Origin of the sequence: Maribacter sp. BPC-D8 (genome assembly GCF_035207705.1) — a bacterium.
In the GTDB taxonomy this organism is placed as follows: domain Bacteria; phylum Bacteroidota; class Bacteroidia; order Flavobacteriales; family Flavobacteriaceae; genus Maribacter.
Genome location: NZ_CP128187.1, coordinates 3,251,726 through 3,277,502, shown reverse-complemented (window position 1 = coordinate 3,277,502; position 25,777 = coordinate 3,251,726). Strand labels below are relative to the sequence as shown.

The following is a 25,777-nucleotide window of genomic DNA, read 5'->3' as shown; positions in this document are numbered from 1 at the left end:
GAAGTAGGTGTTATTTTAATTGAAACTCAGGTTGTCTAGCTAAATACTGAAAAAGGAGGTATACTTGAAACGGACCTTGTTGCCAAGTAGCCAACGTCCAAGATTCTTGATTACCACCTTCGTAGTAAACATCTTCTACATCACCTCTGAATATAGAAAATGCCTTGGCATATTCTTCTTCATTTAGAAGTCCCTTAGTTAAAACGAAATCTATAATTAGTCTAGCAACCTCGTCGGGGTTTGAACTTGTTAAACCTGCATTTCCTGATATTTCGAGTCCGAATGTTCTAAATTGCTCATTGTCGGCCATATAGAATTCTTCTAATATGCTTTCAATGGTAAGCCAACGCCCAATCATAAAATTGGTGTTGATCCAAGACCTGTCTCTTTGCCAACCGGCAACATCAAAAGGTTCAAATATTTCTTGGCTTAATAAGGCACTGTAATTGACCATTTCGGCAACATTCGTGTCTGTATAGCTAAAGCCTGATTCGTTTAGTGCGTTAAAATAGAAATCTACCGGACTCTTTATAATTACCCCAATAGCTTCATCATCGAAAAAGTGCTGACTCTTAAATAATAGTCTTAAGACTGGTGCTAATTCAAAGTCGCTGGTTACTAATGTGGCAGCCATGCCGTCAATAATCATTTGTGCGTTATTCGCATCATCTTTAGAATCTGGATGTACAAAAAATTCATATAATTTACGGCAGATGAATTCTGCTATTTCGGGAGCTCTTTGTTCGAAGAGTATGTTGATAACATCATCATAATCCCAATTACCGGTTTGTCCTAGTATGGTTTTTGAACCTTCATCATGCTTGGTAGCATCGAAGGCTACAGGTGAACAACCAACTTCGCCACGTTCTACATAACCACTTAAGGCCTTTGCTGTTTCAATGATATCTTCTTCAGTATAGCCGTTGCCTTCACCCAAAGTAAATAGCTCATATAATTCACGAGCATAATTTTCATTAGGGTTGTTACCATTGTTATACACACCATCTAGGTAATATAACATGGCATTGGTTAAGCCAATTTCACTAGTAAAGGTTTTAAAATTACCTAAAGAGTTGCGTTGAAGACAGTCTATATATTGGTATAAAAAAGAATTACAATTATAAACATCTAATTCAGTAACAAAATGATTGCTCCAGAAAAAGCTTAAACGATCTCTTAAATTGTTATTCAAAAGACCATTGGCATAAGCCAATTGAAATTCAGATTTTTGATCTCTCTTTAGTTGATTGCTTGCGTCGCTATCTGCAGGGTAGTTGTCATTGTTCCAATTCGCCCATGCAGGTGTAGCTATTTCAGGCATATTCAAAGCTTCATCTACCAAACTATCTACCAATGCAGCGGCAGATTGACCGGTTGCTTGATTAATAGTGGCCACTGAGGCACTAAAACCTAATCGGCGGTATAAATGAGCTGCTCTCAGCTGATCTAAATTAGCTGTATACGGAGCAAGAGTAGAAGTATTACAATTAATGAAATATTCCATATTCTTAAATAGGCATTTGTATTACGTTCGTAGAGTTGGGGCTTCTATGCTAAACGTCTCGAAATTTGGTATAGTATTTAAAACTATCTATTTTCGATAATCAGATTTCAAATAACGATATTTATTGATAAAATGGCGATGAAATTCCTGTTTTTTCGATGAATTACACAATCTGCGAACTATATCATGGGAAAACACAATGAATTTGGTAAAGAAGGAGAACAGATAGCGGTAGATTATCTTAAAAAAAACGGGTATGCCATCAAATATAAAAATTACAGATATCTACAAGCCGAGATTGATATTATAGCTGAAAAAGGAGATGTATTGGCAATTGTTGAAGTGCGTTCAAGAAGTTCAGATTTTATTCAAAATATTGCTGAGACGGTTACACCTAAAAAAATTAAGCTGTTGGTTATGGCGGCTGACCACTATGTTACTGATAATAATTTAGACGTTGAGGTACGTTTTGACATCATTACCATACTCAAAAATAAGAGCCAATTTGAGTTAGAACATTTAGAATCTGCCTTTTACCATTTCTGAGTAATCTACTAAAAGAGTAGATTTATTAAAAAACATTTTGTTTTATTTATAACAAGTTGTTATATTTGCACAACAACCATACAGTAAAATGAAAACAATATCATCAGTCGTTGAAGAGTACATTAAGAAAAAGCCATTTTTACAAAGTGCTCTAGCACAGGGTATCATCAATCTTACATCGCTATCTAGAATAGTGAAGCCAGAGATTGAGCATGAATTAGGTAAAGACATTCGTAATGGCGCAATTGTAATGGCATTAAAACGCCTGTCTGATGATTTGGAATTTAGGGCTACCCATAAAATTCTAAAAGTGTTGAAGAATATTGGTGAGATAACCGTAAGATCTTCACTTACTGATTATACTTTTTTAGCTTCAGATAAAATATTGGTGCACCAAGCTAAGTTGCTCGAAGAGATTAATAATAACCAAGATGTTTTTTATACCTCTAGCCGTGGTGTAAACGAAATCAACATAGTAATTAGTAATGTGATGGATAAAACAGTTGAGAGACTGTTTAAAGATGAAAAGTGCACTCAAAAAGCGGAAGAGCTTTCATCGATTACCGTAAAATTACCTGCAGAAAATGTTTCAGTACCTGGTATTTACTATTTTATTTTTCAAAGATTAGCTTGGGAAGGCATTGTTCTTTACGAAGTAATTTCAACCACAAATGAATTTACAATTCTAGTAAATGATGCTCAAGTAGATATTGCCTTTAAGACAATAAAGGATTTAAAGGGGCTTTAGTTTTCTAAAAACTCTACAACTTCTTTATCAGATGTTGGTTTTGCCAAAAATCGTTTTTCACTATCCAATATAAAATAGGTAGGTGTGCTTTGTATGCCAAAAGTATGTGCATACTCACTTTCCCATCTACCTAATGCTATGGCGTGATGAAAACCTGGTAATGTTGCAGAAACTTCTTTCCAGTTTACATTATCATCTTCTAGCCCTACAGCGATAATTTTTAGATTGTCGTACTCTTTGACTTCTTCATGTAACGCAGGAAGCTCTTTTAAGCAGTGCGAACAAGTACTACTCCAGAAAACTAGCAAATAGTTCTCGGCTTCTTCCATTGCTAAAAGCGATTGTTTTTTACCATTTGACTGCCAAGTAATATCTGGGGATACTGCTCCAATTCTTAATCGAGATGCCAGTTCTAGCTCATCGACCAATTTTTGATTATTATTGGTTATTGCCAATTTCTTCAAATGGTTCTTGAAAATATAATCTTGCACAGCAGGCATATCATTTACTTCGGCTATTTTCCATAATTGATGCATAGCCCTTTCTTGAAAACCAATCGGAGTAGTTTTTATAAACTCAGCTGTGGTCTTTACGTTTTTGTTTACCTCAATTGCTAATTGCTCTTTTGTAGTGATATCGGTAGGTAGTGCCGAAAAAACATAACTAGCGAATTTATCGGTTAAGAAATTAGAACCTTGTAGAACAGGATCATTAATTACTAAATGGTCAAAATGATGTTGCTTTTTATTTTTAAGAAAGGTTTCTAAACCTTCAAATTCTGACGGAATGTAACTTCTGTTGGCCTTAATGAATTTATGGGCAATAGTTGTAGCATGCTTTTCTTCAAAAGAGGTCTGTATCGCATTTAATTCTTTTATAATGCTTGTATATTCTTTATTCGATTCGTTGTTGGTTTCGTAAAACTCTATAAGCTTATCCTGGGCAGCAGTTATTTTAGAAAAGTATTCTCGGTACCACTTATTTTCTTCAGAATTGGTAATGGTCAAGCCATCTTTAAGATTGAAATTGAATTTTACATCTTCTTTTTTATTGTAAATGACATCGATATAAAACTCATCTTGTGGTACGGCATATACCAATCTATACATACCTGCTTGAGCGGTTAAAGGCATTTCTAGCTTAAATGAACCATCTCTTACGGCGCTGTCAACGCTATAACGTTCACCATTTGGTGTTAGCTCATAGGCAATCAACCATTTAAAATCTTTAGGCGGAGAAAAGTTTCCGGCAATTGAACCTTGGGCTTGTATACTTAATGAAATAAATAGGAGGCAAATACTAATAAGAACTTTCATACTTTTTTTAAAACAATTATCGGACCAATATGTATTGTACTAATTACAAAGTGTACTATTATGTTTCTAGAAATCCACATAAAGCGCTGATGTAATGAAGTGTACTATAAAGACAATAAAAGTAATATTCAGAAAGCAATTGTGGGCTTTAATTTTGAAAAGCTTATGAAAATTCTTTTTTGATCTCCATATGACCAAGTGCTTCAGCTATTTTTACAAGCTCCTTATCGTGAAGAAAACCATCAGAAATAGCCACCTCGTTTAAAAGTTTGGCAACTTCTTTCTTTTTAGGTAAAGTCATTTGGCTAAGAATTTGAAAAGCTTTGTCTTTATTCAAATTTCTAGCTTGACCTACAAAGAAACTATCAAAAGTAAAACGATCCATTAGTTGCGTAAGATATCGCATTTCTGCAGGGTCTACTTTGCTATCTGCTAGAATAACATAGTCTACCATTTTTACTACAGCTAATTTCTCTTCTTTTGTAAAATCTATCATTCTCTTAATTACTCTGTTTCTTCTCCAAGTCCAATATTAATAAAGGTCTCTATAATAAGATCCATTTCTTTTTTATGGATGGCACCATCAGCTATAGCAACTTCATCTAGAATCTCTGCTAAGGCCTTCTTTTGTTCGTGTGGTAAATTGTAAAGTGTCACTAAAGCATTATCATACTCTAATAATTTTGCGCGTTCTAAAAATGCATCGTCAAAACCAATTTTGACTTTAAGTTTATTTAAGGTTTCTACTTCTGCAGGATGAATTTCACCGTCGGCCTCTATAACTTCATAAATCATCTTTACAAAGGCTGCTTTTACAAACTCTTCAAACTCCATACTTTTTATTTTTGGAGTTGAAAGATAAGGAAAATGGTAAGACTTTTTAATAAGGTTGTCAAAGGAGTTTTACAACATTGTTAAAAGTTATGAGTAGTAGCTGTTATCATGTGTGAAGCTAAGATATTTGCTCAGACACATTTAACATTTATTAAGCTTTTTTAGAGAGCCCTATTTCAGAGAATACATGTCGTATTACATCACTTTCTTTTTCATGAATGTAACCGTCAGATATGGCTACGTCTTTTAATATTTCGGCGAGTTTGCTTTTTTTCTCCTCAGGCATATCTTTTAAGATGTTTACACTTTGCTCTAAATCGATACTTCGTGCCTGAATCAAGAAATTACTATCAAAATCAATGATCGTCATCAATTTTGTTAGTGCATTAATTTCGCCCTTATGCACTTCGCCATCGGCTACAATAACCGAATCGATTAAATGAACCATCGCTAATTTTTCTGGTATTTCAAATTCCATTATGCGGTTGTTTTTTCTTTAATTTCAAAAGGCTTTAATGCCAAATATGCTCTATCAGTAGATCTTATATTTTCAAAAACCAATAATAAGCGTAATCCGTTTCGGGTCTTTTTTTCTTTGATTTTACATTGCTGTGCATGCGACTGTACATATTGTAAAACCCTAGTAAATGTTGAAGTCTGATAAAATTCTGATTGTTGGTCGCTTAAAAAGTACCCGATCATTTTACCTTGTTTCATCACTATTTTCTCAAGACCAATGCTATTTGCTATCCATTTTATTCGAACAGAATTTAATAGATCTTGAGCTTCTTCTGGTAATTCGCCAAAGCGATCAACTAATTGTACTTCAAACTTTTGAAGCGCTGCTTCGTCTTTTACCTGGTTCAGCTCTGTATATAACGTTAGTCTTTCTGTTATATTATTGATGTAATCATCAGGAAAGAGCAATTCGAAGTCAGAATCTATCTGTGTTTCTTTAACAAAAATCTTCTCATGCTTACCTTCTACCTCTTCGTAAAGGTCTTTAAATTCATTCTCTTTTAATTCGTCGATGGCTTCAGCTAATATTTTTTGATATGTTTCAAAACCTATTTCATTGATGAATCCGCTTTGTTCGCCACCTAATAAATCTCCTGCACCACGAATCTCTAAATCTTTCATGGCAATATTAAAGCCGCTGCCTAGTTCTGTAAACTGAGCCAAAGCTTCAATTCGTTTACGGGCATCATTGGTCATTGATTCGTAAGGCGGAGTAATAAAATAACAGAATGCCTTTTTATTTCCACGACCAACGCGACCACGCATTTGGTGCAAATCGCTCAAGCCAAAATTGTTGGCGTTGTTTATAAAAATAGTATTGGCATTGGTAACATCTAATCCGCTTTCTACAATAGTGGTCGATACCAAAACATCGAATTCGCTATTCATGAAACCAAGCATTAAAGCTTCTAGTTTTTTACCTTCCATTTGACCGTGACCAACTGCTACTTTTGCATCGGGCACCAACCTTTGGATCATGCCGGCAACTTCCTTAATATTTTCAATTCTATTATGAATGAAGAATACCTGTCCGCCACGTTCAATTTCATAACTAACGGCGTCTCTTATAATTTCTTCATTAAAACGTACGACTTGACTTTCAATAGGGTATCTATTTGGCGGTGCAGTAGTGATAGTTGATAAATCTCGAGCAGCCATCAAACTAAATTGAAGCGTTCTCGGTATCGGTGTTGCTGTTAATGTAAGAACATCGACATTTTCTTTAATCGACTTTAATTTGTCTTTTACAGCTACCCCAAATTTTTGTTCTTCATCAACAATTAATAAGCCAAGGTCTTTAAACTGAACATTCTTATTTACAAGCTGATGTGTACCAATAATGATGTCGACCTTACCTTCGCCCAATCGTTGAATAGTTTCTTTCTTCTCTTTTGCTGTTCTAAATCTATTCAGATAATCTACCGTTACCGGCATATCTTTTAAGCGTTCTGTAAAAGTACGATGGTGTTGAAATGCCAATATGGTTGTAGGTACTAAAACTGCTACTTGTTTGCCATTATCAACTGCTTTGAATGCTGCACGAATTGCGATTTCTGTTTTTCCGAATCCTACATCACCACAAATTAAACGATCCATAGGTCGCTCGCTTTCCATGTCTCTTTTTACATCTTCGGTAGCGGTACTTTGGTCGGGCGTATCTTCGTATATAAACGAAGCCTCTAGTTCATTCTGCAAATAACTATCTGGGTTATATTGAAATCCCTTTTCTAGTCTACGCTTTGCATAAATTTTGATAAGGTTAAACGCAATTTTCTTTACACGCGATTTGGTCTTGTCCTTAATCTTTTTCCAAGCTCCAGAACCTAGTTTGTAAATTTTTGGCGGTGCACCATCTTTACCATTGAACTTTGAAATCTTATGTAATGAATGTATGCTAACGTATAAAATATCACGCTCACCATACATTAACTTAATAGCTTCTTGCTTTTTGCCTTCAACATCTATTTTCTGTAATCCGCCGAACTTACCAATACCATGATCAATATGGGTTACGTAGTCACCAATCTCTAGTTTGTTAATTTCCTTCAGTGTAATGGCTTGCTTTTTGGCATAACCGTTCTTTAAATGGAATTTGTGGTAACGTTCAAAAATCTGATGATCGGTATAGCAAACGACTTTTTGATCATCATCTATAAAGCCCTGAAATAGCGGAGAAACAATAATTTGATAATGTACATGTTCGTTGACCTCTTCGAAAATGTCATGAAAACGTTTGGCTTGCTGCTCACTGGCACAAAAGATATAATTGGTGTAGCCTTTGTCTTTATAACTATTTAAATTCTCAATTAATAAATCGAACTTCTTATTAAAAGAAGGTTGTGGTTTAGAGTGAAATTCGACAAAGTCAATAGCATCTCGCTTAGCATCTTGCGTTAAAAGTGTAAAGCCAGAAAGTTGTTCTCTAAATTCAGCACCGCCCATAAATAACTCTTCGGGCTCGGCATGCTTAATGTCTTTTGATAATTTGGTAAATGCTTCTTTTGCCTTTTCAAAGAAATCATTTAATCTGTCGTATAAATAATCTGTGTTTTTGGCAAAGACCAGTGTATTTGATGCAACGTAGGTCAAAAAACTCTGTCTCTTGTCAATCAAAAACTTGTCAGCCATATTTGGCACAATGGTAATTGATTTTACCTTTTCTTTCGAAAGTTGTGTTTCTACATCAAAGGTTCTAATACTGTCTATTTCATCGCCAAAAAACTCTATTCTATAAGGCTCATCGTGCGAGAAAGAATACACATCTACGATACCACCACGAACCGAAAACTCCCCAGGTTCTGTTATGAAATCTACTCGTTTGAATTTGTATTCGAATAAAATTTCATTTAAAAAATCTAAAGAAAGTGTGTCCCCTAATTTCATTTTTAGGGTATTCTTGTCTAACTCTTTTCTGGTGACTACTTTTTCGAAAAGTGCGTCGGGGTAGGTGACTATTACCGCTGGTTTTTTTCTAGAGTTGATTCTGTTTAAAACCTCGGCACGTAAAAGTACATTGGCATTATCTGTTTCTTCTATTTGATAGGGTCTTCTGTAACTACCTGGGTAGAAAAGTACCTTGTCTTCGCCAATAAGGCGTTCTAGGTCATTTAAATAATAGGCAGCTTCTTCCTTGTCATTAAAAATCGCCAAGAATGGTCGGTCTTCTGCATTGAATATACTGGTAAGCACAAATGAAAGTGATGAGCCTACAAGACCTTTTAATTGAATGTTTTGGGATCCTGATTTTTCAGAATCGGCAATAGTATTTTGCAGTTTCCCTATCTGGGGAGACTGATTATACCGTTGTTGGATAGAAGAATGACTCAACAGTTTAAAATTTTTACAAATATACGCATACCTAAGAAATGGATACGACTCATTATTATCGAATATGGGTTACAAATTACCTCTAAAAAGTTGCACCTTGGAGTATTGTAGAAAAAGTAAAGAGATATGGAAGATAATGAGTTTGATGTTTTTGTAATAGGAAGCGGTATTGCCGGACAAACGGTCGCGAAAGCCTGTACTGAAAAGGGATTAAAAGTTGCCATTACCGATAATCGTGAATTTGGTGGTACTTGTGCAAATAGAGGTTGTGATCCTAAGAAAATACTACTTGGTGCAATAGAAGCATATGAGTTAAGTAATAACTTGAAGGGAAAAGGTATTAGCAAGACTGCGAAAATTGATTGGAAGCAATTGCAAAAGTTCAAACGAAATTTCACCGCTAATATACCTGCATCTACAGAACATAATTTGGCGGAACTGGGAATTACGTTATTTCATCAATCTCCCGCGTTTTTAGACGAGAATACTTTGTTGGTGGAAGGAAAGAAAGTTGTTGCCAAGAAAGTTGTAATTGCCACAGGTTTAGTGCCACGAACTTTAACGATGCCTGGAGCAAAACATTTTAAAGAAAGTGATGATTTTTTAAATTTAAAAAAGCTACCAAAGAAAATTGTTTTTGTTGGAGGAGGATATATCGGGATGGAGTTTGCTCATATGTCAGCAAGAGCTGGTGCCGAGGTCACCGTAATCGATACAGGAAATAGACCTTTGCATGCTTTCGATGCAGATTTGGTAAATGAACTTAGAAAGCACTCTGAATCTTTAGGAATAAATTTCATTTTTGAGGCTACACCAAAGGCATTGAAAAAGAAACGAAAAAAACTCACACTAAGTTATGAGTTAGAGGGTAAGGAACAAACTATTGACGCCGAAGCTGTTTTTAATACCGCTGGTCGTGTACCCGCATTAGCAGGTTTAGATTTAGAAAAAGGGAATGTTCATTTTGGAGATAAAGGTGTAGAGACCAATGCTTATTTACAAAGTACTAGCAACCCAAATGTTTATGCTTGTGGCGATGTGTCTGATAAGAACTTACCACTGACTCCGCTTTCGGGTAGACAAGGTTATGTGGTTGCAGAAAATATTATAAATGGAAATGATAAAGTGTTAGAGGCTCCTGTAATTCCATCTGTGGTATTTACTTCTCCGAACTTGGCTACGGTTGGGTATTCTGAGGAAGAAGCGCGTAGCCGTTATAAAAATATAAGAGTAAATTTTGAGGTCGCAACCGACTGGTTTAATGCAAAGCGAATAAATGCACCATTGTATGTGTACAAAGTGATTATGAACGATAGAACCGGAGAAATTGTTGGTGCGCATCTACTAGGGCCTGATGCCGGTGAAACTATTAATATATTTATGTTGGCGATCAATAATAAAATGACAGATAAGAATATAAAATCTACTATATTCTCTTATCCGTCTTGGGGTAATGATATAAAAAGTATGGTCTAAGATTTCTCTTGTAATCGTTCTTGTAGCTTTTTAAACGGACTAGTTTCTCTGTTTTTGAACGCATGAAAGGCAATGGCGATAAATAGAATTAGAGTACCCGTCATTGCTGCGTATGCGATATAAATATTCGATTCATTATGTCTTACATAAATTGCGAATAATGCCCAAATGCCTACAAGAGCGAATTCGCGCATATTTCTTTTCCAAATCATTAGCAAATTAATGATAGTAGCTGCTACAATCATATTTATTGTCCAGGCTTGTTCTGATAGTACTCCGCCGTTCCAATCAAGTTTGCTTAAAAAAGCAGAAATATTTGCAATAGTAGCAACAGATATCCATCCGCTATAAAAACAAATAGGCCACCAAACAAAAGCAATTACAGTTACTGGGGCATCCCAACGTTCCATATTGGTATTTAGAATAATCTTAATCAATGATAGCAATATCCCGAACATAATAACTACAGATAAACCAGTGTAGTTGTACATGAAGGCAATTACCCAGCAACAGTTTAAAATATTCGCTAAGGCAAACCAATAGCCAGTTTGTTCAATAAATTCACTTGGTTTATCACTAAAAAATGCTCTTTTTACTTGAAATATACCATAGCCCAACAATGCTAAAAAGATTACACCCCAAATGGCAAAAGCATATGCTGCGGGAGTAAACAGATTGGCATACTCTGCGCTCATTTCTCCAATTGTAGTATCGTTTAGCGAAAATGCTTGCGAAATGTAATTGACTACAATGACTAAAATTACAGATGCTAAATTGAGAACGGATAGTTTCTTTTTCATACGTGTAAAACTATAATGGTTATCTTATAAAGTTATGCTCTTTAGCGCATTAAACGAACTATTTTCGGTAATTACGCTTCTTTTTCACCTCTTTTATAGGAACTGGTAGTACAGCATCGCCTAAGAGAACAAAAATCTCACAACCATCGCAAGGTTCTAAAGTATATGTACCAGTAAATTCTCCAAATGCGGGTACTATCATTTGATGTTCCGTTTTGTAAAAGCAAGGTAACCGAACAGATTGCCTTCCTAGTCCGCTAAGCTTAATTGCAGGGTGTATATGTCCTGAAAAATTGAATAAACCATCTCGTTCTTCTGGGTGATGGGTGAGTAGAAAAGAATCTACAATCATTTCGGGAATCACTTTAATATTCAATTCTTCATATTTCAGCGGAGAGATTATATCGTGGTTACCACTTACTAAAATGATTTCTTTTGGAGTAGCCTGCACCCATTGTTCAAAAAGAAGCCATTCTGTGTTTAATGAAGAATGAAATAAATCGCCTAAAAAAACTATTGATTCTGGTTTAAAATGATTCACTACCGAGGTCAATGAATCAAAATTTTGCTGCACTGCCTGTTGCGGAACTGCGGCGCCATATTTTCTAAAATGCGATACCTTGCCCAAATGCACATCGCTAATTAATAGCATTGATTTCTCTGCCCAAAATAGGGCTCCAGAAAAGTGCATTTCAAAAGTTTGATTTTGTAGGATAATGGAATGGGTCATCGATGCAAAATTACAAGAAAGTCCCGATTTAAAATTCATTTAGACATCAAGAATAAAAATTCCCCCTTTGGGGGTTAGGGGGCAAGGTTATTTATTTCTTCATCAACAATGCAGCCATTTTTTTAATTCGGTCAGCCAATTTTTCACTAGATAGTTTTTCGCGCCCCACACGTTCCGTAATCAAAGGGAAAGAAAATGGTGTGGGTTGCTCGCACGCTTTCCAAACAATTTCTTGTGTAGCAATACGCTCTAATGAAAGTCGTAGACGACCTTCTTCTAATTGGTGCTCAAAAGTCTCGGTAAATGCTTGCTGAAACAATAAGTTATCTGGTTCGTAATCTCTAAAAACATCGAATAATAATTGAGAACTGCTTTGCAGATGCTTCATTTTAATACCTTTTTTTGGGTATCCGGTAAAGACCATACCGCTTATAATAGCCACATCTCTAAAACGACGGCGCGCCATTTCCGTAGCATTTAGACTTTTCTGTAAATCGTCGAGCATAAAATCTGTGGTGAACAAATCATTATCCAGCACTTGCTGAATATCTATTGGTTGATCTGATAGTAGCTCAAAACCGTAATCGTTAAATGCCAATGAAAAAGTAATAGGGGAGAGCAAGCTAATGCGATATCCTAACAGACTGCCCATGGCTTCATGTACAAAACGACCTTCAAAAGGATAAAATAGGTGGTGGTAACCATCTCGAGTTTTAAAAGTTTCAATTAAAAATTCTGATGGTTTGGGTACAATGCTATCTCTTCGTTGTCGGTCAAAAAGAGGTTTCAAAGCTCGTATTTCTGCAGATTGATTTTTAATTGGCTCGCTAGAACTATACAATTCATTTCTCAATAACTCAGACATTTGAGCAGATAGGGTGAGTCGGCTTCCCATCCAACTAGAAATTTTATTCGTTTTTTTGTTCGAGTTTTTCACCTGAACCGTCATTTCTTTTATCCTGATGAATTCTAGATTTCTACCAGCAAAGGTAAACACATCACCTCTGTTCAATTTTGAAATAAAGAACTCTTCAATAGAACCTATATATCCGCCTTTTTGATACTTGACGGCTAAATTGACATCGCCAACAATGGTGCCGATTTGAAAACGGTGCCGCATAGCAACACCACGATTGTTCACTTTAAATTTACCGTCTTCTTCAATCTCTACTTTTTTGTATTCGTCGTAGCTCTGTAAACTCTGACTGCCAATTACCAAAAAGTTCAATAACCATTGCCATTTTTCTTCAGTAAGCGTTTGATAGCAAAACGTTTGTTTTATTTCTTTATAGATTTCTTTTGGGTAGAACCCGTCAGAAATCGCCAAAGTGGTCAAGTACTGTAATAGCACATCATAACTGTTGAGGTAGGGCATACGATCTTCGACCGTATTCATTTTTACCGCTTTTTGTAACGCTGATGCTTCTATAAGTTCAATGGCGTGTGTTGGTAGAAAATAGATAACACTTTCTTTGCCTGGTCGGTGACCACTACGCCCTGCACGTTGTAAAAAACGAGCTACACCTTTTGGTCCGCCAATTTGAATAACAGTTTCTACGGGAGCAAAATCCACTCCCAAATCTAAACTTGAGGTGCAAACAACTGCCTTTAGCTGTTCATTACGAATGGCATTTTCAACCCAAACTCTGGTTTCTTTATTAATACTACCATGGTGCATTGCCATTTCACCTGCATACTCAGGGTGCTTTTCAAGAATTTTTTGGAACCAAATTTCGCACTGACTTCTGGTATTCGTAAATAGTAAAGTAGTTTTGCTGTTATTTATAATTGGCACCACTTCTTCCAATAAATGAAGCCCCAAATGACCGCGCCAAGGGAAAGTTTCCATCTTTTTAGGAATGATACTTTTTACCGTAATCTTCTTATTAATGTTCGCTTTGATGAGAACGGAGTTGTCAAGTGCTTGTGACTCTATGCCCAATAGAACATCTCGTGCTTGCTCTAAATTACCAATGGTTGCAGATATGCCCCAGATTCTTAATTGTGGCGATATATTTTTCAAACGTGATAAAGCAAGTTCCATTTGCACACCTCTTTTGGTGCCCAAAATTTCATGCCATTCATCTACTACAATAGCGGTACAATCTTTGAAAATTTTCTCATATCCTTTTGTGGCTAGTAATAGTTGCAAGCTTTCGGGAGTAGTAATCAACAAATCGGGCATTTGCTTTTTTTGTTGCGCCCGCTCTTTGGTAGTCGTGTCGCCAGAGCGAATACCAACGGTCATTTGTGTGCCTAAATCTAAGGTAATACGTTCTGCAGATTGTTTTATTTCTTGGGATAATGCACGTAGCGGAGTAATCCAAATAGCTTTTAATCCCTTTTTGTGCTTTGTCTTATAATCAGGATTGTTTTTTATGTAATTCAACACAATAGGAAACCAAAGTGCATAGGTTTTTCCACTACCTGTCGGAGCGTTTAGAAGTCCGTTTTTACCCTGTAAAAAGGCCTTCCAAGTATCTTTTTGGAATTTAAATGGTTTCCAATCTTGTTCTTGAAACCAATTTTCGGCGATATCGTAAAGTTCTTGTCTTGTAGTCATTGCGAGTAAAGCGAAGCAATCTGTTTATATAAGTTAGTTTTTAGTATTGTTTAATTAGGTATTAGAGCCTTTAAATCCTCCAGTGTATTTGCTTCATGAATATTCTTATCTTTTCGCCATCGTAACATTCTTGGGAAACGAGTTGCGATTCCGCTTTTATGACGCTTTGATAACGCGATACCTTCAAAGGCGATTTCGAACACGTGATGCGGAGTAACACTTCGTACGGGTCCGAATCTCTCTAAAGTGTTTTTCTTTATCCAAGCATCTAGTTTTCTGAATTCGGCATCTGTTAATCCGGAATATGCTTTTGCAAACGTTACCAGTTCTTTTTCCCCTTCTTCATTATCTCTCCAAAGAGCAAATGTGTAATCTGTAAATAGATTACTTCGTCTACCATGTCCCCGCATCGCATATGTTAATACAGCGTCTATAGTTAATGGATCTACTTTCCATTTCCACCAATCGCCTTTTTTTCGTCCTACCAAATAGGGAGAATCTTTTCTTTTGAGCATGAGTCCTTCACTATGCATTTCGCGAGAACGGTCTCTTTCTTGAGCCAATTCATCCCAAGAATTAAAATGCATTGTTTCGGATAGGTGAAGAGGGATATCACTTCGGCTCCGCTCAGCGACCGCACTTCCGCTTCGCTCAGTAGTGTCAACATTTTTATTGTCTTTTTTGTCAGAATCCAGATGATTGAGCGTAGCCGAAATCACACTTCGGCTACGCTCAGCGACCTCGCTTTGGCTTCGCTCAGTGACACCTTTAAATAGTTTTTCTAAAAGTTGTCTGCGTTCTATAAAAGGTGTTTGACGAATATCTTTTCCTTCCCACTCTAAAATATCATAAGCTTTTAAAATAACAGGAACTTTCTTTAATAATGCTGCGGATATATTTTTACGACCAATTCGAGTTTGTAAGTCATTGAAAGTGCCAATAGTTCCATTAGGATAAGGAAGAATTTCACCATCTATAACAGTTCCATTAGGTATAATGCTAACGAATTTCTCAAATTCGGGATACTTATCTGTTACTAATTCTTCGCCACGACTCCACACAAATAGCTCATCATTTCTTAGAATAACCTGTGAACGAATACCATCCCATTTATGTTCTGCCGACCATTCTTCAACATCACCTAAATCTGAAGCTTCGCCTTCAATTGCATAAGCCAAGTAAAATGGGTAGGGTTTTGATAGGTAATCACTCTCATTTTCTTCAAGTACCAATTGCTGAAACGAAATAGTGTTCGGGTCCCAATTACCCATTAGTTTATAGGCTAAAATATCTTCATCTATTTCAGTGGCTTTTGCCAATGCACGGGTCATTAGTTTTTGACTTACTCCGATTCTGAATCCGCCAGTAATCAATTTTGTAAATACAAAACGTTCGTAATAGTTAAGTACTTTCCAGTTTTCGTATAAATATGCTTTTTTGTCTTCGTCGGTTTTCTTTTTTAAGGCAATCATTTCCTCTAGAAAGACGGTCAGACTTTTATCTGAAGATTGATTTGCTGCAGGTATGACCAAGGCAATAGTTTCTGCTAAATCTCCTACAATATGATAGCTTTCTTCAAATAACCACAGCGGAATATTCGCCAATTCAGATGCCCAAGTTCTTAGAAGGGTAGTATTAACAGGTCGTGGCGGTCTACGATGAGATAAAATTGCAATGGTCCATACTTTATCAGCATCGTTAGCTTTTAAAAAGTAGTCTGTCAATGCCTGTACCTTAACCGTAGTTTTATTGGTACTATCTAATGTTTTTATGAGTGAAGCAAAATTTTTCATGAGCCCCTTTTCCCCCAAAGGGGGTATTTAATTGGATTATAAATTAAATTTATTTTCAGCATAAATATTCTTAAGTTTCTATTAGTACTTTTTCTTCTTCCGATGTTGATGAACTATCTTCTTCGCCATATTGTGTAGCTTCGGTACGGGCGTCATAGCCTTGCTCACGTAAATATTTTGAGAATATATCGGTGTATCCGTGGGTGGTAATGATCTTTTCTGCGCCTGTAGCTTCAATACTTTCTAGAAGTCCCGACCAGTCGCAATGGTCACTTAATACAAAACCTTTGTCAATTGCTCTTCGTCTTCGGGCGCCTCTAAAGGTCATCCATCCGCTTGCGGAAGCAGTTACATACGGCACCATTTTTTTTATCCATGTACTGCCATGTGCATTTGGTGGTGCTAAAACGATATTGCCAAGTAGTTGTTCTTTTTTCGTTTCTTTAGTAATAAGAGTCGTTTTAGGGAAATCTACTAATGGTCGCAATACCTCGGTCATATTCTCAATGGCACCATGAGTGTATATTTCACCAATGTCTGTATTCAGATATTTTAATAAGCGTTGAGCTTTCCCTAAGCTATACCCAAAAAGAATAGATGTTTTGCCTTCAGCTTTATTTTCTGCCCACCAGTTATTAATATTCTCTAATACCTCTGCTTGTGGCGTCCATTTAAAAGCTGGTAGCCCAAAAGTACATTCGGTAATAAAGGTGTTGCATTTTATAGGTTCGTACGGAGTAGAGATACCATCGTTTTCTGTTTTATAATCGCCTGTAAATACCCAGACCTCACCTTTATGCTCAACTCGTATTTGAGATGAGCCAATTATGTGACCTGCTGGGTGCAGACTAAATTTTACGTTATTTATTATAAAAGTTTCGCCCCACTCTTTTCCTTCAACATTAATTTCACCTAATCGATGTAGAATAATTGGAACATTTCTATGGTGAGTAATATACTTTTTGTGACCGTATCGACTATGGTCGGCATGACCATGCGAAATAATGGCATGGTCTACTGGTTTCCACGGGTCAAGATAGACCTTGGCTTTTTCGCAATAAATGCCATTGGCAGTAAATTGTAATAGAGGAGTTTTCATAGCGACAACAAGTTACAAATTTCGCATGCAAACAAAGTTGATGACAAACTAAACTATGACCTCTAAAAAATTTATATTTGCTCAATAATTAAAAAATAAGATATGTCTTTTGCAGATTTATATAGTAGCGGTGAGCACAGAAGAAACTTAGCTCATTTTGCAGCTTTGGCAACTTTAGCGTCTATTGACGGTGAAATTAGCGTTGAAGAAAAAAAATTATTAGACCGTTTCGCTACTAAATTAGATATCACTGATTCTGAGTATTTAGAGGTGTTTAAGAAAGAAAATAAATATCCTATCGATTCTACACCAGATTCTGAGAAACGATTAGAGCGTTTATACGACTTGTTTAGAATTGTATATTCTGATCATGAAATTGACAATGAAGAAAGATTGTTAATTAAGAAATATGCTATTGGTCTTGGTTTTACAGACGAAAAAGCAGATGCTGTTATTGAGCGTTCTGTAGCTATTTTTGGTGGTAAAATAGATTTCGATGATTATCTATACTTAGTAAAACACTAAGCTTTTATAAAAGTGAAATAAAAAAGGGAGCTAAAGGCTCCCTTTTTTTATTAATGATATTTATTTAAAAATTCTTGTAGTTTTTCGACCATGTTTTTGCTTCCGCAGAAGAACGGAACCCGTTGATGGAGTTCTGTTGGTTGAATATCCATAATACGATTTTTACCGCCTATTGCTATTCCGTTTGCTTGCTCGGCTAAGAAAGCCATAGGGTTACATTCGTATAACAATCTTAGTTTTCCACTTTGACTTACACTACTTTTTGGGTACATGTATATACCACCTTTGATCATGTTTCTATGAAAATCAGAAACTAAAGAACCTATATACCTAGAAGTGTAAGGTCTGTCGTCTTCTTCCATTTGGCAATACTTAATGTAATCTTTTACCCCTTGGTGAAAATGCACATAATTTCCTTCGTTTACAGAGTAAATTCTGCCATTTTCAGGAAACTTCATATTTGGGTGAGATAGATAAAAAGTACCTAATGCCGGGTTTAATGTAAAGCCATTTACACCATCACCAGTTGTATATACTAGCATGGTAGACGTACCGTACACTACATAACCTGCAGCAACTTGCTGATTACCTGGCTGTAAAAAATCTTCCATGGTAACGGGTGTACCTACGGGAGTTATACGCCTGTAAATAGAGAAAATAGTACCAACCGAAACATTTACATCAATGTTAGAAGACCCATCTAAAGGATCTATAAGTACTACATATTTATTTTGGTGATTGTCGTCATTACTATTTATACTAATGAAACTATCTTCTTCTTCAGAGGCGATACCGCAAACTATTTCTCGGTTTTTTAAAGTCTGAATAAATTTGTCATTAGCGAAAAGGTCAAGTTTTTGTTGATCTTCACCTTGAATGTTGGTTTCGCCAACTCCGCCTAAAATATCGATTAGACCTGCTTTGTTCACTTCGTGGTTAACAACTTTAGCAGCTAATCTAATAGCATTGATAAGCTTTGATAATTCACCTGAGGAATATTGAAATGAATCTTGATTTTCAATAATAAACTCCCCTAGGGTCTGATTTCTTTTTGGAGACATCTTTTAGTTTATGGTTTATACAAATATCGTGTATTTTGTTAAACGTTCAATTTTCGTTTTAATTACATTTTTTAAATTTATAACTTTGTGTTTTATTTGTAACAATTATGGATTATACAATTAGGGTTGCCCAAAGAGAAGATATGAAGCAAGTGCTTCACTTAATTCAAGAACTCGCCTCTTTTGAAAAGGAAGACGATGCCGTAGAAGTGAGTGTGCAGAATTTAGAGGAAGATGGTTTTGGTAAACAGAAATTGTTTCACTGTTTTGTTGCAGAAAAGAATGATAAAATTGTAGGTATGGCTTTGGTTTACCCTAGGTATTCTACTTGGAAAGGACCAGTTATTCATTTAGAAGATTTAATTGTAACAGAAGAAATGCGTGGTAGTGGTTTAGGTACGGCTCTTTTAAATGAGGTTGTTAAATACGGCGATGTGTTAGGTGTAAAGCGAATAAGTTGGGAAGTGATTGATTGGAACGAACCGGCAATTGGTTTTTATGAAAGTAAAGGAGCCAATGTAATGAGAGATTGGGATGTTGTTCAGTTAGATGAAACCGGCATGAAAGAGTATTTAAGCGCATTAGCTTAATTCAAAAAGGACTATAAAATTTAGATAGCAATAATATATGAGAGTTTTTAAATTTGGAGGAGCATCGGTTAAAGATGCAAATGCGGTTAAAAATGTAGTTGAGGTTTTGAAAGAGGTAGGGTATGAAAATACGTTATTGGTAGTATCGGCAATGGGTAAAACCACCAATGCTATGGAAGATATTATAAATGCTTATTTCAATGATAAAAAAGATATACCATCTAAGGTAGCCGAAATGGTTGATTATCATTTAGATATTGTATCTGAATTATTTCCGAATGCACAACATGCTATTTATAAAGAAATAAAGGTGCTTGTTGATGAAATCAACGGCTTCTTAGTCTGGAATAAATCGCCCAATTATAACTTCGTTTACGATCAAATAGTTGGTTACGGAGAATTGATTTCTACTACGATTATCAGTGCTTATTTTAAAGAAATAGGTATTGCCAATAATTGGTTAGACGTTAGAAACTTTATAAAAACAGATAGCAATTATAGAGATACTACGGTAGATTGGGAGCGTACTCAAAAGAACGTTACTACGATCGATCAAAAAGTATTGAATATTACACAGGGATTTTTGGGTAGTGATGATAATAATTTTTCTACCACATTGGGTCGTGAAGGTTCAGATTATTCTGCTGCAATATTAGCTTATTGTTTAAATGCCGATTCTGTTACGATTTGGAAAGATGTACCGGGTGTTTTAAATGCCGATCCTAGGTATTTTAAAGAAACGCAATTGCTTAATAATATATCTTATAGAGAAGCTATTGAGCTAGCATTTTACGGGGCATCTGTAATTCACCCAAAAACATTACAGCCTTTACAGCGAAAAGAGATTCCGCTTCATGTAAAATCATTTATTGATCCTACAGGTAAAGGAACTACGGTTGGCAAAGGTGTTGGTATAGAGCCAAAAGTACCTTGTTTTATAGTGAAGAAGAATCAGGTTTTAATGAAGTTATCTTCTCTTGATTTCTCTTTTATAGTTGAAGATAGTATTAGCGAGCTATTTAAATTATTTCATCAACATAAAATAAAGGTAGGTTTAATTCAAAATTCTGCTATTAGCTTTTCAGTTTGTATCGATAATAAATTTGGAGGCTTAGATGCACTTCTACAGCAACTAAAAAGCAAGTTTAAAGTGGCTCATCATGAGAATGTTTCCCTATACACGATTAGACATTTTAATACTAAAGCGTTAGAATCGTTGCAGAACGGTCATGAGTTATTATTAGAACAACGTGGTACAGAAACGGTACAGTTGGTTGTGAAGTAATTTTAAGGTCATTTCAATAATTTTTAATAGGTAGCTACAAAGGCTATTTTCCTATATTTACAGTCTAATCGATGATGATTTATGGGTTTAGTTACCGCCAAGGAAATTGCCAATGCTATCAATCTCTCCAAATACGGAGTGTTTGGTACTTTTATAGGCTGGGTATTACTGAAGGTGACACGTTTGTCTCGAATTAATAGAGATTATGATAGCATTGCCCATTTAGAAGGTGAAGAATATGCCAATGCTATTCTAAAGCTTTACGAAATTGATTATGAAATTCCTGAGGAAGATTTTAGACGTTTGCCGAAAGATGGTCCGTATGTGACTATAAGTAATCACCCGTTGGGTGCTATTGATGGTATTTTGTTGTTCAAATTAATGGTGAAGCAACGACCAGATTATAAGATAATGGCTAATTTCTTATTGCAAAGAATGAAGCCGTTAGAGCCTTTTGTTTTACCGGTAAATCCGTTTAGCGAACATAAAGATGCCAGAAGTAATTTAGCCGGATTCAAAAAAACTTTAGAGCATTTAAAAAATGGTCATGTATTAGGGGTGTTTCCTGCTGGTGAAGTTTCGACCCATAAAGATGGTAAGCTCATTGTAGATAAACCTTGGGAAGAAGCTGCCATAAAATTGATTAGAAAAGCAGATGTGCCTGTTGTTCCTATTTATTTTCATGCCAAAAATAGTTCGTTGTTTTACCGTATTTCTAAATTAGGAGATTCGTTAAGAACGGCAATGATTCCTTCTCAGGTATTTTCGCAAAGAAATAGACCAATTAAGGTGAGAATAGGGCAGCCGATTTCTGTCGCTACCCAAAAAGAACAACAGAGTTTAGAAGAATACACAGATCTTCTGCGTCGTAAAACCTATATGCTGTCTAACGCATATGAGAAAGAGCGTTTAATAGATCAAATACCGACTTCCCTTAAAATACCTAAGCAACCTAAGAAAATTGCAGATGCGGTTCGTAAAGAGGTTATGGAAGGAGAAATAGAAAAACTTAGGGAGAAAGATTGTCGCTTGCTTCAGAGTAAAAATTATGAAGTCTTTCTAGCTACTGAAAAGGATATGCCTTTTATTTTGAAAGAAATAGGAAGACAGCGTGAAGTAACCTTTAGAGCCATTGGTGAGGGAACGAATAAAGCGATTGACCTTGATAGTTTCGATAGTTATTATCATCATCTTTTTTTATGGGATTCTGAGGCTAAATGTATTGTAGGTGCCTATAGAATGGGAATGGGTTCTGAAATTTTCCCTAAACATGGCATTGATGGTTTTTATCTTCAAGATCTTTTTAGGGTAGAACCTGAGTTGTATGATATGATGGAGCACTCTATTGAAATGGGTCGCGCCTATATCACTAAAGAATACCAGCAAAAACCAATGCCATTATTTTTACTTTGGAAGGGGATTGTGCATACGACTTTAAGATTTCCAGAACATAAGTATTTAATAGGCGGAGTAAGTATCAGTAATCAGTTTTCAAACTTCTCAAAATCGTTGATGATTGAATTTATGAAGTCTAATTATTGGGATCCTTATGTAGCGCAATACATAAGACCTAAAAAGGAATTCAAGGTAAAATTGAAAGATGCCGATAAGGAGTTTGTTTTTGATGAAACCCAGGCAGATTTAAATAAGTTCGATCGTTTAATAGATGAAGTAGAACCAGGTAATTTGCGTTTGCCGGTATTAATAAAAAAGTACATTAAGCAGAATGCGAGAGTGGTTGCGTTTAATGTGGATCCATTATTCAATAACTCGGTCGACGGATTAATGTATATTAAAATTGCGGATTTACCGGAAAGTACCGTAAAGCCAGTTATGGAAGAGTTTCAGGCAGAATTAGAGCGAAAATTACATGAATCTCAAAATACTGATGTTGAGGAGTAATTTAATCTATACCTACAACACTACTACGTCTTTCAAAAAGCACATTATCGACCCATTTACCGTGTAATTTACCAATGCGCTCGCGTTTGCCAATCTTTCTAAAACCTGTAGCTTCATGTATTTTTATGCTGCCATAATTGGTAGGGAAGATACCAGATTGTAACGTCCAAATGCCCTCTTGTTCGCTCGCCGTTATAACATGCTCTAACAATAATTTGCCTAAACCTTTGCCACGGCTATTTTTGGAAATATAGACACTTATTTCTGCGACACCACCATATACACATCTGTTAGAAACGGGGGAGAGCGCAACCCAGCCCATAATTTCAGTATTGCTTTCGGCAACAAAACGGCAGGTGCTCATATGTGCTTTGTCCCAAGCTTCAAAAGTGGGTACATTGGTTTCAAAAGTGGCAATGCCAGTATCAATGCCTTCTTTGTAAATATTGGCAACGAACTCCCAATCGGTCGGTAACATTGTTCTAATAGTTATAGCATTCATTTTGAAGTTTTTTAGCAACAGTTGCTTTTAGTGTTGTCGAAGAAAGAATTCAATACCGTTTGTATTTCGGTCCATTTTGGTATATTTATGCAATAGCATACTTTTTTACCTTCAATTTCACCTCTAATTAAATCTATACTCTTGAGCTCTTTTAAATGCTGCGAGATAGTTGGCTGAGCTAAACCAATTTCATCAACGATGTCATTACAAATACACGCATCTTGCTGACTTATATATTGTAAAATGGCAATACGTGCAGGGTTTGACAATACCTTGAATATAATCGCCAACTGATTCTGTTCTACATTAAATATTTGTGTTTTAGTAACTCCCATTTCGTATTCATATATTCGAATATTACGATAATAAATATTATAAAAAAAGCCAGATAATAATTTATCTGGCTTAGGTTATTTAGAACCAAGGCTTTCTGCCTACCTGGTAGGTGTTATAAAACTCTTCATCTGATTTTGTTAGGTATATGATACCTTCAATGATACCAACTACCCACATTGCAGATGCACCGACACCACAAGTTACCGCCCCTAATACTAGCGTAATAACTAACATTATAATACCTTCTTTTTGGTATCCTAGAATGAATTTATGAATCCCTAAAGAACCAACTACTATTGCTAAGATTCCAGCAAGCATTTTTTTGTTTTCTCCTCCTGGACCTCCGTTGAAAGCTTCTCTAGCTCCTGCAGAAAATTCATTTGCTGTTTTTTTAGCTCCTTCGCTAAATTCCTTAGCAGATTCTTCTGCCTTATCTCCAAAATCTTTATTCTCGTCTGACATTTTTTTTGTTGTTTGGTGGTTATTATAGGTGTTAAAAGTAGTAATTATTTAAACATCATAGAAATGCTTTATCAATTGGTTCCCAAAGTTCTAGCTTATTTCCGTCGGGGTCTAAAATCCATCCGAATTTTCCATATTCGAATTCTTGCATCTCACCGACCACCGTAACTCCTTCTTCTTTTAGTACCTCTAATAGTTCTACAAGATTTTCAACCCTAAAATTCATCATAAAACTAGATTGGCTAGGTTTGAAATAATCAGTATCAGCATTCATGGGACTCCATTGTGTTGAGCAATCATTTCCTTCTTTGTCTTTCCACCAAAATGTACAGCCATATTGATCTGTATTCAGCCCTAAATGCTTGTTGTACCAATTTTTAGATTGATCAGGATCTTTAGTTTTAAAAAAGAATCCACCTAAACCTGTTACTCTTTTTTTCATATCGATTTATTTTTTGATATTCTTCTCGTATAAACTAATCCATTCTGTCGGAGTCATTTTAGTGCATAGTTCTGCAATCAATTCATAGGGAATATCATGCATACTTTTAAACCGAACACAACTTTTGCCCATGTCTAACTTGTGTTTGCAATGAACTGGGTATTCGTTCTTGAACCAGTTCATTAGAGCAGTGTCTGCATAAATACCGGAGTGGTAAAGTGCTATAAAGTTCTTCTGAGAAGCCAAATTAATAAAAGGCAACGGTAGTTCTGCTTGCACATGATACCTTGTCGGATATAATGAATGTGGTACTACATAACCCAACATGCCATAACTTAATAGCTCTTCAAAACCAACGGGTAAATTCTTTGAAATAATACCTCTTAGCTTTTCAATTACCACTTTGCGTTCTTGTGGTAGTTGAGCAATATATTCATCTGGTGTTTTGGCTTCGTATTTCATGCTACTCCAAAAATTTAGCTTTTATCTTGTCTACTACAGTCTGTGCTAATTTAATTTTGCTTTCAACCGTCCACCCTGCTACATGGGGTGATAGTATTACCTGATCAGATTTAATTAGGTATTGAAATGCTTCAGGTAAATTATCATCTGTGAACATATTTTCGAAAGATGCTTTTTCATATTCCAACACATCTAATCCTGCTCCTAAAACTTTACCAGATTTTAAGGCATCTACTAAATCTGTAGTTATAATACATTTACCTCTGGCGGTATTAATAATCCAAATCGGATTTTTAAATTTCTCAAGAAACTCTGAATCGACCATACCTATAGTTAATTCTGTTTGCGGTACATGTAAGCTTATGACGTCGACCCTATTTTGAAATTCTATAATACCTACTTGACGCGCATTTTCATCTTCTACACCACCTTTAATATCGTAGCAAATTACTTCTTCTACGTCAAAACCTTTTAGCTTTTTAGCAAATGCTTTACCCATATTACCATAGCCGATAATACCAACAACCTTGCCTTCTAGCTCAATGCCACGGTTGCCCTCACGATTCCATTTTCCGCTTCTAACTTCTTTGTCTGCTGCGTTCAGTTTATTAAACAGCGATAAAAGCATACCTAAAGCATGCTCGCCTACAGCATTACGATTGCCTTCGGGTGCGGCAGCAAGAAATATACCAAGCGACTTAGCGTGTTGGGTATCTATATTTTCTAGCCCGGCGCCTAGTCTGCCTATAAATTTCAAGTTCTTTGCTTTGTCTAAAAATGCAGCATCTATCGAAAATCTACTGCGAATTATGAGTCCGTCGTAATCTTCTATTTTGGCTTCGATTTCTTCTTTTGTAGAGCTATAATCTTCATCGTTTTGAAAACCTAATTCAGAAAATTGCTCAATTATTAGTGGGTGATTTATATCTACGTGTAATACTTTCATTTATGCTTA

Annotated in this window: 25 protein-coding genes; 7 read left to right on the top strand and 18 right to left on the bottom strand. The window is 35.8% G+C overall.

What is annotated here, in order from left to right; translation table 11 throughout:
• Nucleotides 1–10 precede the first annotated feature (10 nt).
• Nucleotides 11–1,504, bottom strand: a complete 1,494-nt coding sequence (locus QSV08_RS14385; protein ID WP_324024245.1) for a DUF1800 domain-containing protein — start codon at nucleotides 1,502–1,504, stop codon at nucleotides 11–13.
• Nucleotides 1,505–1,690: 186 nt separating this feature from the next.
• On the opposite strand from QSV08_RS14385, the gene QSV08_RS14380 reads away from it, so the two are divergent.
• The gene (locus tag QSV08_RS14380; protein ID WP_324024243.1) at nucleotides 1,691–2,050 is read left to right on the top strand and encodes a YraN family protein; all 360 of its coding nucleotides are present in this window, start codon (nucleotides 1,691–1,693) and stop codon (nucleotides 2,048–2,050) included.
• Nucleotides 2,051–2,138: 88 nt separating this feature from the next.
• Entirely contained in the window at nucleotides 2,139–2,798 is a 660-nt protein-coding gene (locus tag QSV08_RS14375; protein WP_324024241.1) for an aspartate kinase, read from the top strand.
• Here QSV08_RS14375 and QSV08_RS14370 read toward each other — a convergent pair.
• The 5 genes from QSV08_RS14370 to mfd form a co-directional block, all read right to left on the bottom strand.
• Entirely contained in the window at nucleotides 2,795–4,114 is a 1,320-nt protein-coding gene (locus QSV08_RS14370; protein WP_324024239.1) for a TlpA family protein disulfide reductase, read from the bottom strand. The two genes, QSV08_RS14375 and QSV08_RS14370, sit on opposite strands and share 4 nt — an antisense overlap.
• A 163-nt stretch (nucleotides 4,115–4,277) precedes the next feature.
• Nucleotides 4,278–4,610, bottom strand: a complete 333-nt coding sequence (locus QSV08_RS14365) for a hypothetical protein (RefSeq protein WP_324024237.1) — start codon at nucleotides 4,608–4,610, stop codon at nucleotides 4,278–4,280.
• Nucleotides 4,611–4,618: 8 nt separating this feature from the next.
• A complete protein-coding gene (locus tag QSV08_RS14360; RefSeq protein WP_324024236.1) occupies nucleotides 4,619–4,948 on the bottom strand; it encodes a hypothetical protein in 330 nt (109 codons plus the stop codon).
• Nucleotides 4,949–5,099: 151 nt separating this feature from the next.
• Nucleotides 5,100–5,426: a TerB family tellurite resistance protein gene (locus tag QSV08_RS14355; RefSeq protein ID WP_324024234.1), complete on the bottom strand. Its 327-nt coding sequence runs from the start codon at nucleotides 5,424–5,426 to the stop codon at nucleotides 5,100–5,102.
• The gene (mfd, locus tag QSV08_RS14350; RefSeq protein ID WP_324024233.1) at nucleotides 5,426–8,794 is read right to left on the bottom strand and encodes a transcription-repair coupling factor; all 3,369 of its coding nucleotides are present in this window, start codon (nucleotides 8,792–8,794) and stop codon (nucleotides 5,426–5,428) included. Before mfd ends, QSV08_RS14355 begins: the two co-directional genes overlap by 1 nt.
• Nucleotides 8,795–8,920: 126 nt before the next feature.
• Here mfd and QSV08_RS14345 point away from each other — a divergent pair, with 126 nt between their 5' ends.
• Nucleotides 8,921–10,270 (top strand): dihydrolipoyl dehydrogenase family protein, encoded by a 1,350-nt coding sequence (locus QSV08_RS14345; protein WP_324024229.1) that lies wholly within the window; start codon nucleotides 8,921–8,923, stop codon nucleotides 10,268–10,270.
• Here QSV08_RS14345 and QSV08_RS14340 read toward each other — a convergent pair.
• From QSV08_RS14340 to QSV08_RS14320, 5 genes are all read right to left on the bottom strand, one after another.
• Entirely contained in the window at nucleotides 10,267–11,070 is an 804-nt protein-coding gene (locus QSV08_RS14340; RefSeq protein ID WP_324024227.1) for a tryptophan-rich sensory protein, read from the bottom strand. The genes QSV08_RS14345 and QSV08_RS14340 overlap by 4 nt on opposite strands.
• A gap of 58 nt (nucleotides 11,071–11,128) precedes the next feature.
• Nucleotides 11,129–11,839: a ligase-associated DNA damage response endonuclease PdeM gene (gene pdeM, locus QSV08_RS14335; RefSeq protein WP_324024225.1), complete on the bottom strand. Its 711-nt coding sequence runs from the start codon at nucleotides 11,837–11,839 to the stop codon at nucleotides 11,129–11,131.
• 52 nt (nucleotides 11,840–11,891) lie between these two features.
• Nucleotides 11,892–14,363 (bottom strand): ligase-associated DNA damage response DEXH box helicase, encoded by a 2,472-nt coding sequence (locus tag QSV08_RS14330; protein WP_324024223.1) that lies wholly within the window; start codon nucleotides 14,361–14,363, stop codon nucleotides 11,892–11,894.
• Nucleotides 14,364–14,413: 50 nt separating this feature from the next.
• Entirely contained in the window at nucleotides 14,414–16,156 is a 1,743-nt protein-coding gene (locus QSV08_RS14325; protein WP_324024221.1) for an ATP-dependent DNA ligase, read from the bottom strand.
• Between the two features lie 70 nt (nucleotides 16,157–16,226).
• Nucleotides 16,227–17,255 (bottom strand): ligase-associated DNA damage response exonuclease, encoded by a 1,029-nt coding sequence (locus tag QSV08_RS14320; RefSeq protein WP_324024219.1) that lies wholly within the window; start codon nucleotides 17,253–17,255, stop codon nucleotides 16,227–16,229.
• A 102-nt stretch (nucleotides 17,256–17,357) separates the two neighbouring features.
• On the opposite strand from QSV08_RS14320, the gene QSV08_RS14315 reads away from it, so the two are divergent.
• Entirely contained in the window at nucleotides 17,358–17,780 is a 423-nt protein-coding gene (locus QSV08_RS14315) for a TerB family tellurite resistance protein (protein WP_324024217.1), read from the top strand.
• Nucleotides 17,781–17,830: 50 nt separating this feature from the next.
• Here QSV08_RS14315 and fbp read toward each other — a convergent pair whose 3' ends face one another.
• A complete protein-coding gene (gene fbp / locus QSV08_RS14310) occupies nucleotides 17,831–18,841 on the bottom strand; it encodes a class 1 fructose-bisphosphatase (protein ID WP_324024215.1) in 1,011 nt (336 codons plus the stop codon).
• Nucleotides 18,842–18,948: 107 nt separating this feature from the next.
• Between fbp and QSV08_RS14305 the strand changes: the two genes are divergently transcribed.
• The 3 genes from QSV08_RS14305 (at nucleotide 18,949) to QSV08_RS14295 (ending at nucleotide 22,618) form a co-directional block, all read left to right on the top strand.
• Nucleotides 18,949–19,431 carry a GNAT family N-acetyltransferase gene (locus tag QSV08_RS14305; protein ID WP_324024213.1) on the top strand — a complete coding sequence of 161 codons (483 nt, stop codon included), beginning with the start codon at nucleotides 18,949–18,951 and terminating at the stop codon, nucleotides 19,429–19,431.
• Between the two features lie 37 nt (nucleotides 19,432–19,468).
• Nucleotides 19,469–20,716, top strand: coding sequence for an aspartate kinase (locus QSV08_RS14300; RefSeq protein WP_324024211.1), 1,248 nt, complete (start codon nucleotides 19,469–19,471; stop codon nucleotides 20,714–20,716).
• An 81-nt stretch (nucleotides 20,717–20,797) separates the two neighbouring features.
• Nucleotides 20,798–22,618 carry a lysophospholipid acyltransferase family protein gene (locus QSV08_RS14295; protein ID WP_324024209.1) on the top strand — a complete coding sequence of 607 codons (1,821 nt, stop codon included), beginning with the start codon at nucleotides 20,798–20,800 and terminating at the stop codon, nucleotides 22,616–22,618.
• A 1-nt stretch (nucleotide 22,619) separates the two neighbouring features.
• On the opposite strand, the gene QSV08_RS14290 is transcribed toward QSV08_RS14295, so the two are convergent.
• The 6 genes from QSV08_RS14290 to QSV08_RS14265 all read right to left on the bottom strand — a co-directional run bounded on the left by QSV08_RS14290 (nucleotide 22,620) and on the right by QSV08_RS14265 (nucleotide 25,768).
• Entirely contained in the window at nucleotides 22,620–23,120 is a 501-nt protein-coding gene (locus tag QSV08_RS14290) for a GNAT family N-acetyltransferase (protein ID WP_324024207.1), read from the bottom strand.
• Nucleotides 23,121–23,131: 11 nt separating this feature from the next.
• The gene (locus QSV08_RS14285) at nucleotides 23,132–23,455 is read right to left on the bottom strand and encodes an ArsR/SmtB family transcription factor (protein ID WP_324024205.1); all 324 of its coding nucleotides are present in this window, start codon (nucleotides 23,453–23,455) and stop codon (nucleotides 23,132–23,134) included.
• Nucleotides 23,456–23,534: 79 nt separating this feature from the next.
• The gene (locus QSV08_RS14280; RefSeq protein ID WP_324024203.1) at nucleotides 23,535–23,918 is read right to left on the bottom strand and encodes a TM2 domain-containing protein; all 384 of its coding nucleotides are present in this window, start codon (nucleotides 23,916–23,918) and stop codon (nucleotides 23,535–23,537) included.
• A 55-nt stretch (nucleotides 23,919–23,973) separates the two neighbouring features.
• Nucleotides 23,974–24,360 (bottom strand): VOC family protein, encoded by a 387-nt coding sequence (locus tag QSV08_RS14275; protein ID WP_324024202.1) that lies wholly within the window; start codon nucleotides 24,358–24,360, stop codon nucleotides 23,974–23,976.
• A 6-nt stretch (nucleotides 24,361–24,366) separates the two neighbouring features.
• Nucleotides 24,367–24,822: a DUF1801 domain-containing protein gene (locus tag QSV08_RS14270; RefSeq protein WP_324024201.1), complete on the bottom strand. Its 456-nt coding sequence runs from the start codon at nucleotides 24,820–24,822 to the stop codon at nucleotides 24,367–24,369.
• A gap of 1 nt (nucleotide 24,823) precedes the next feature.
• Nucleotides 24,824–25,768 carry a 2-hydroxyacid dehydrogenase gene (locus QSV08_RS14265; protein WP_324024199.1) on the bottom strand — a complete coding sequence of 315 codons (945 nt, stop codon included), beginning with the start codon at nucleotides 25,766–25,768 and terminating at the stop codon, nucleotides 24,824–24,826.
• Nucleotides 25,769–25,777: the final 9 nt, after the last annotated feature.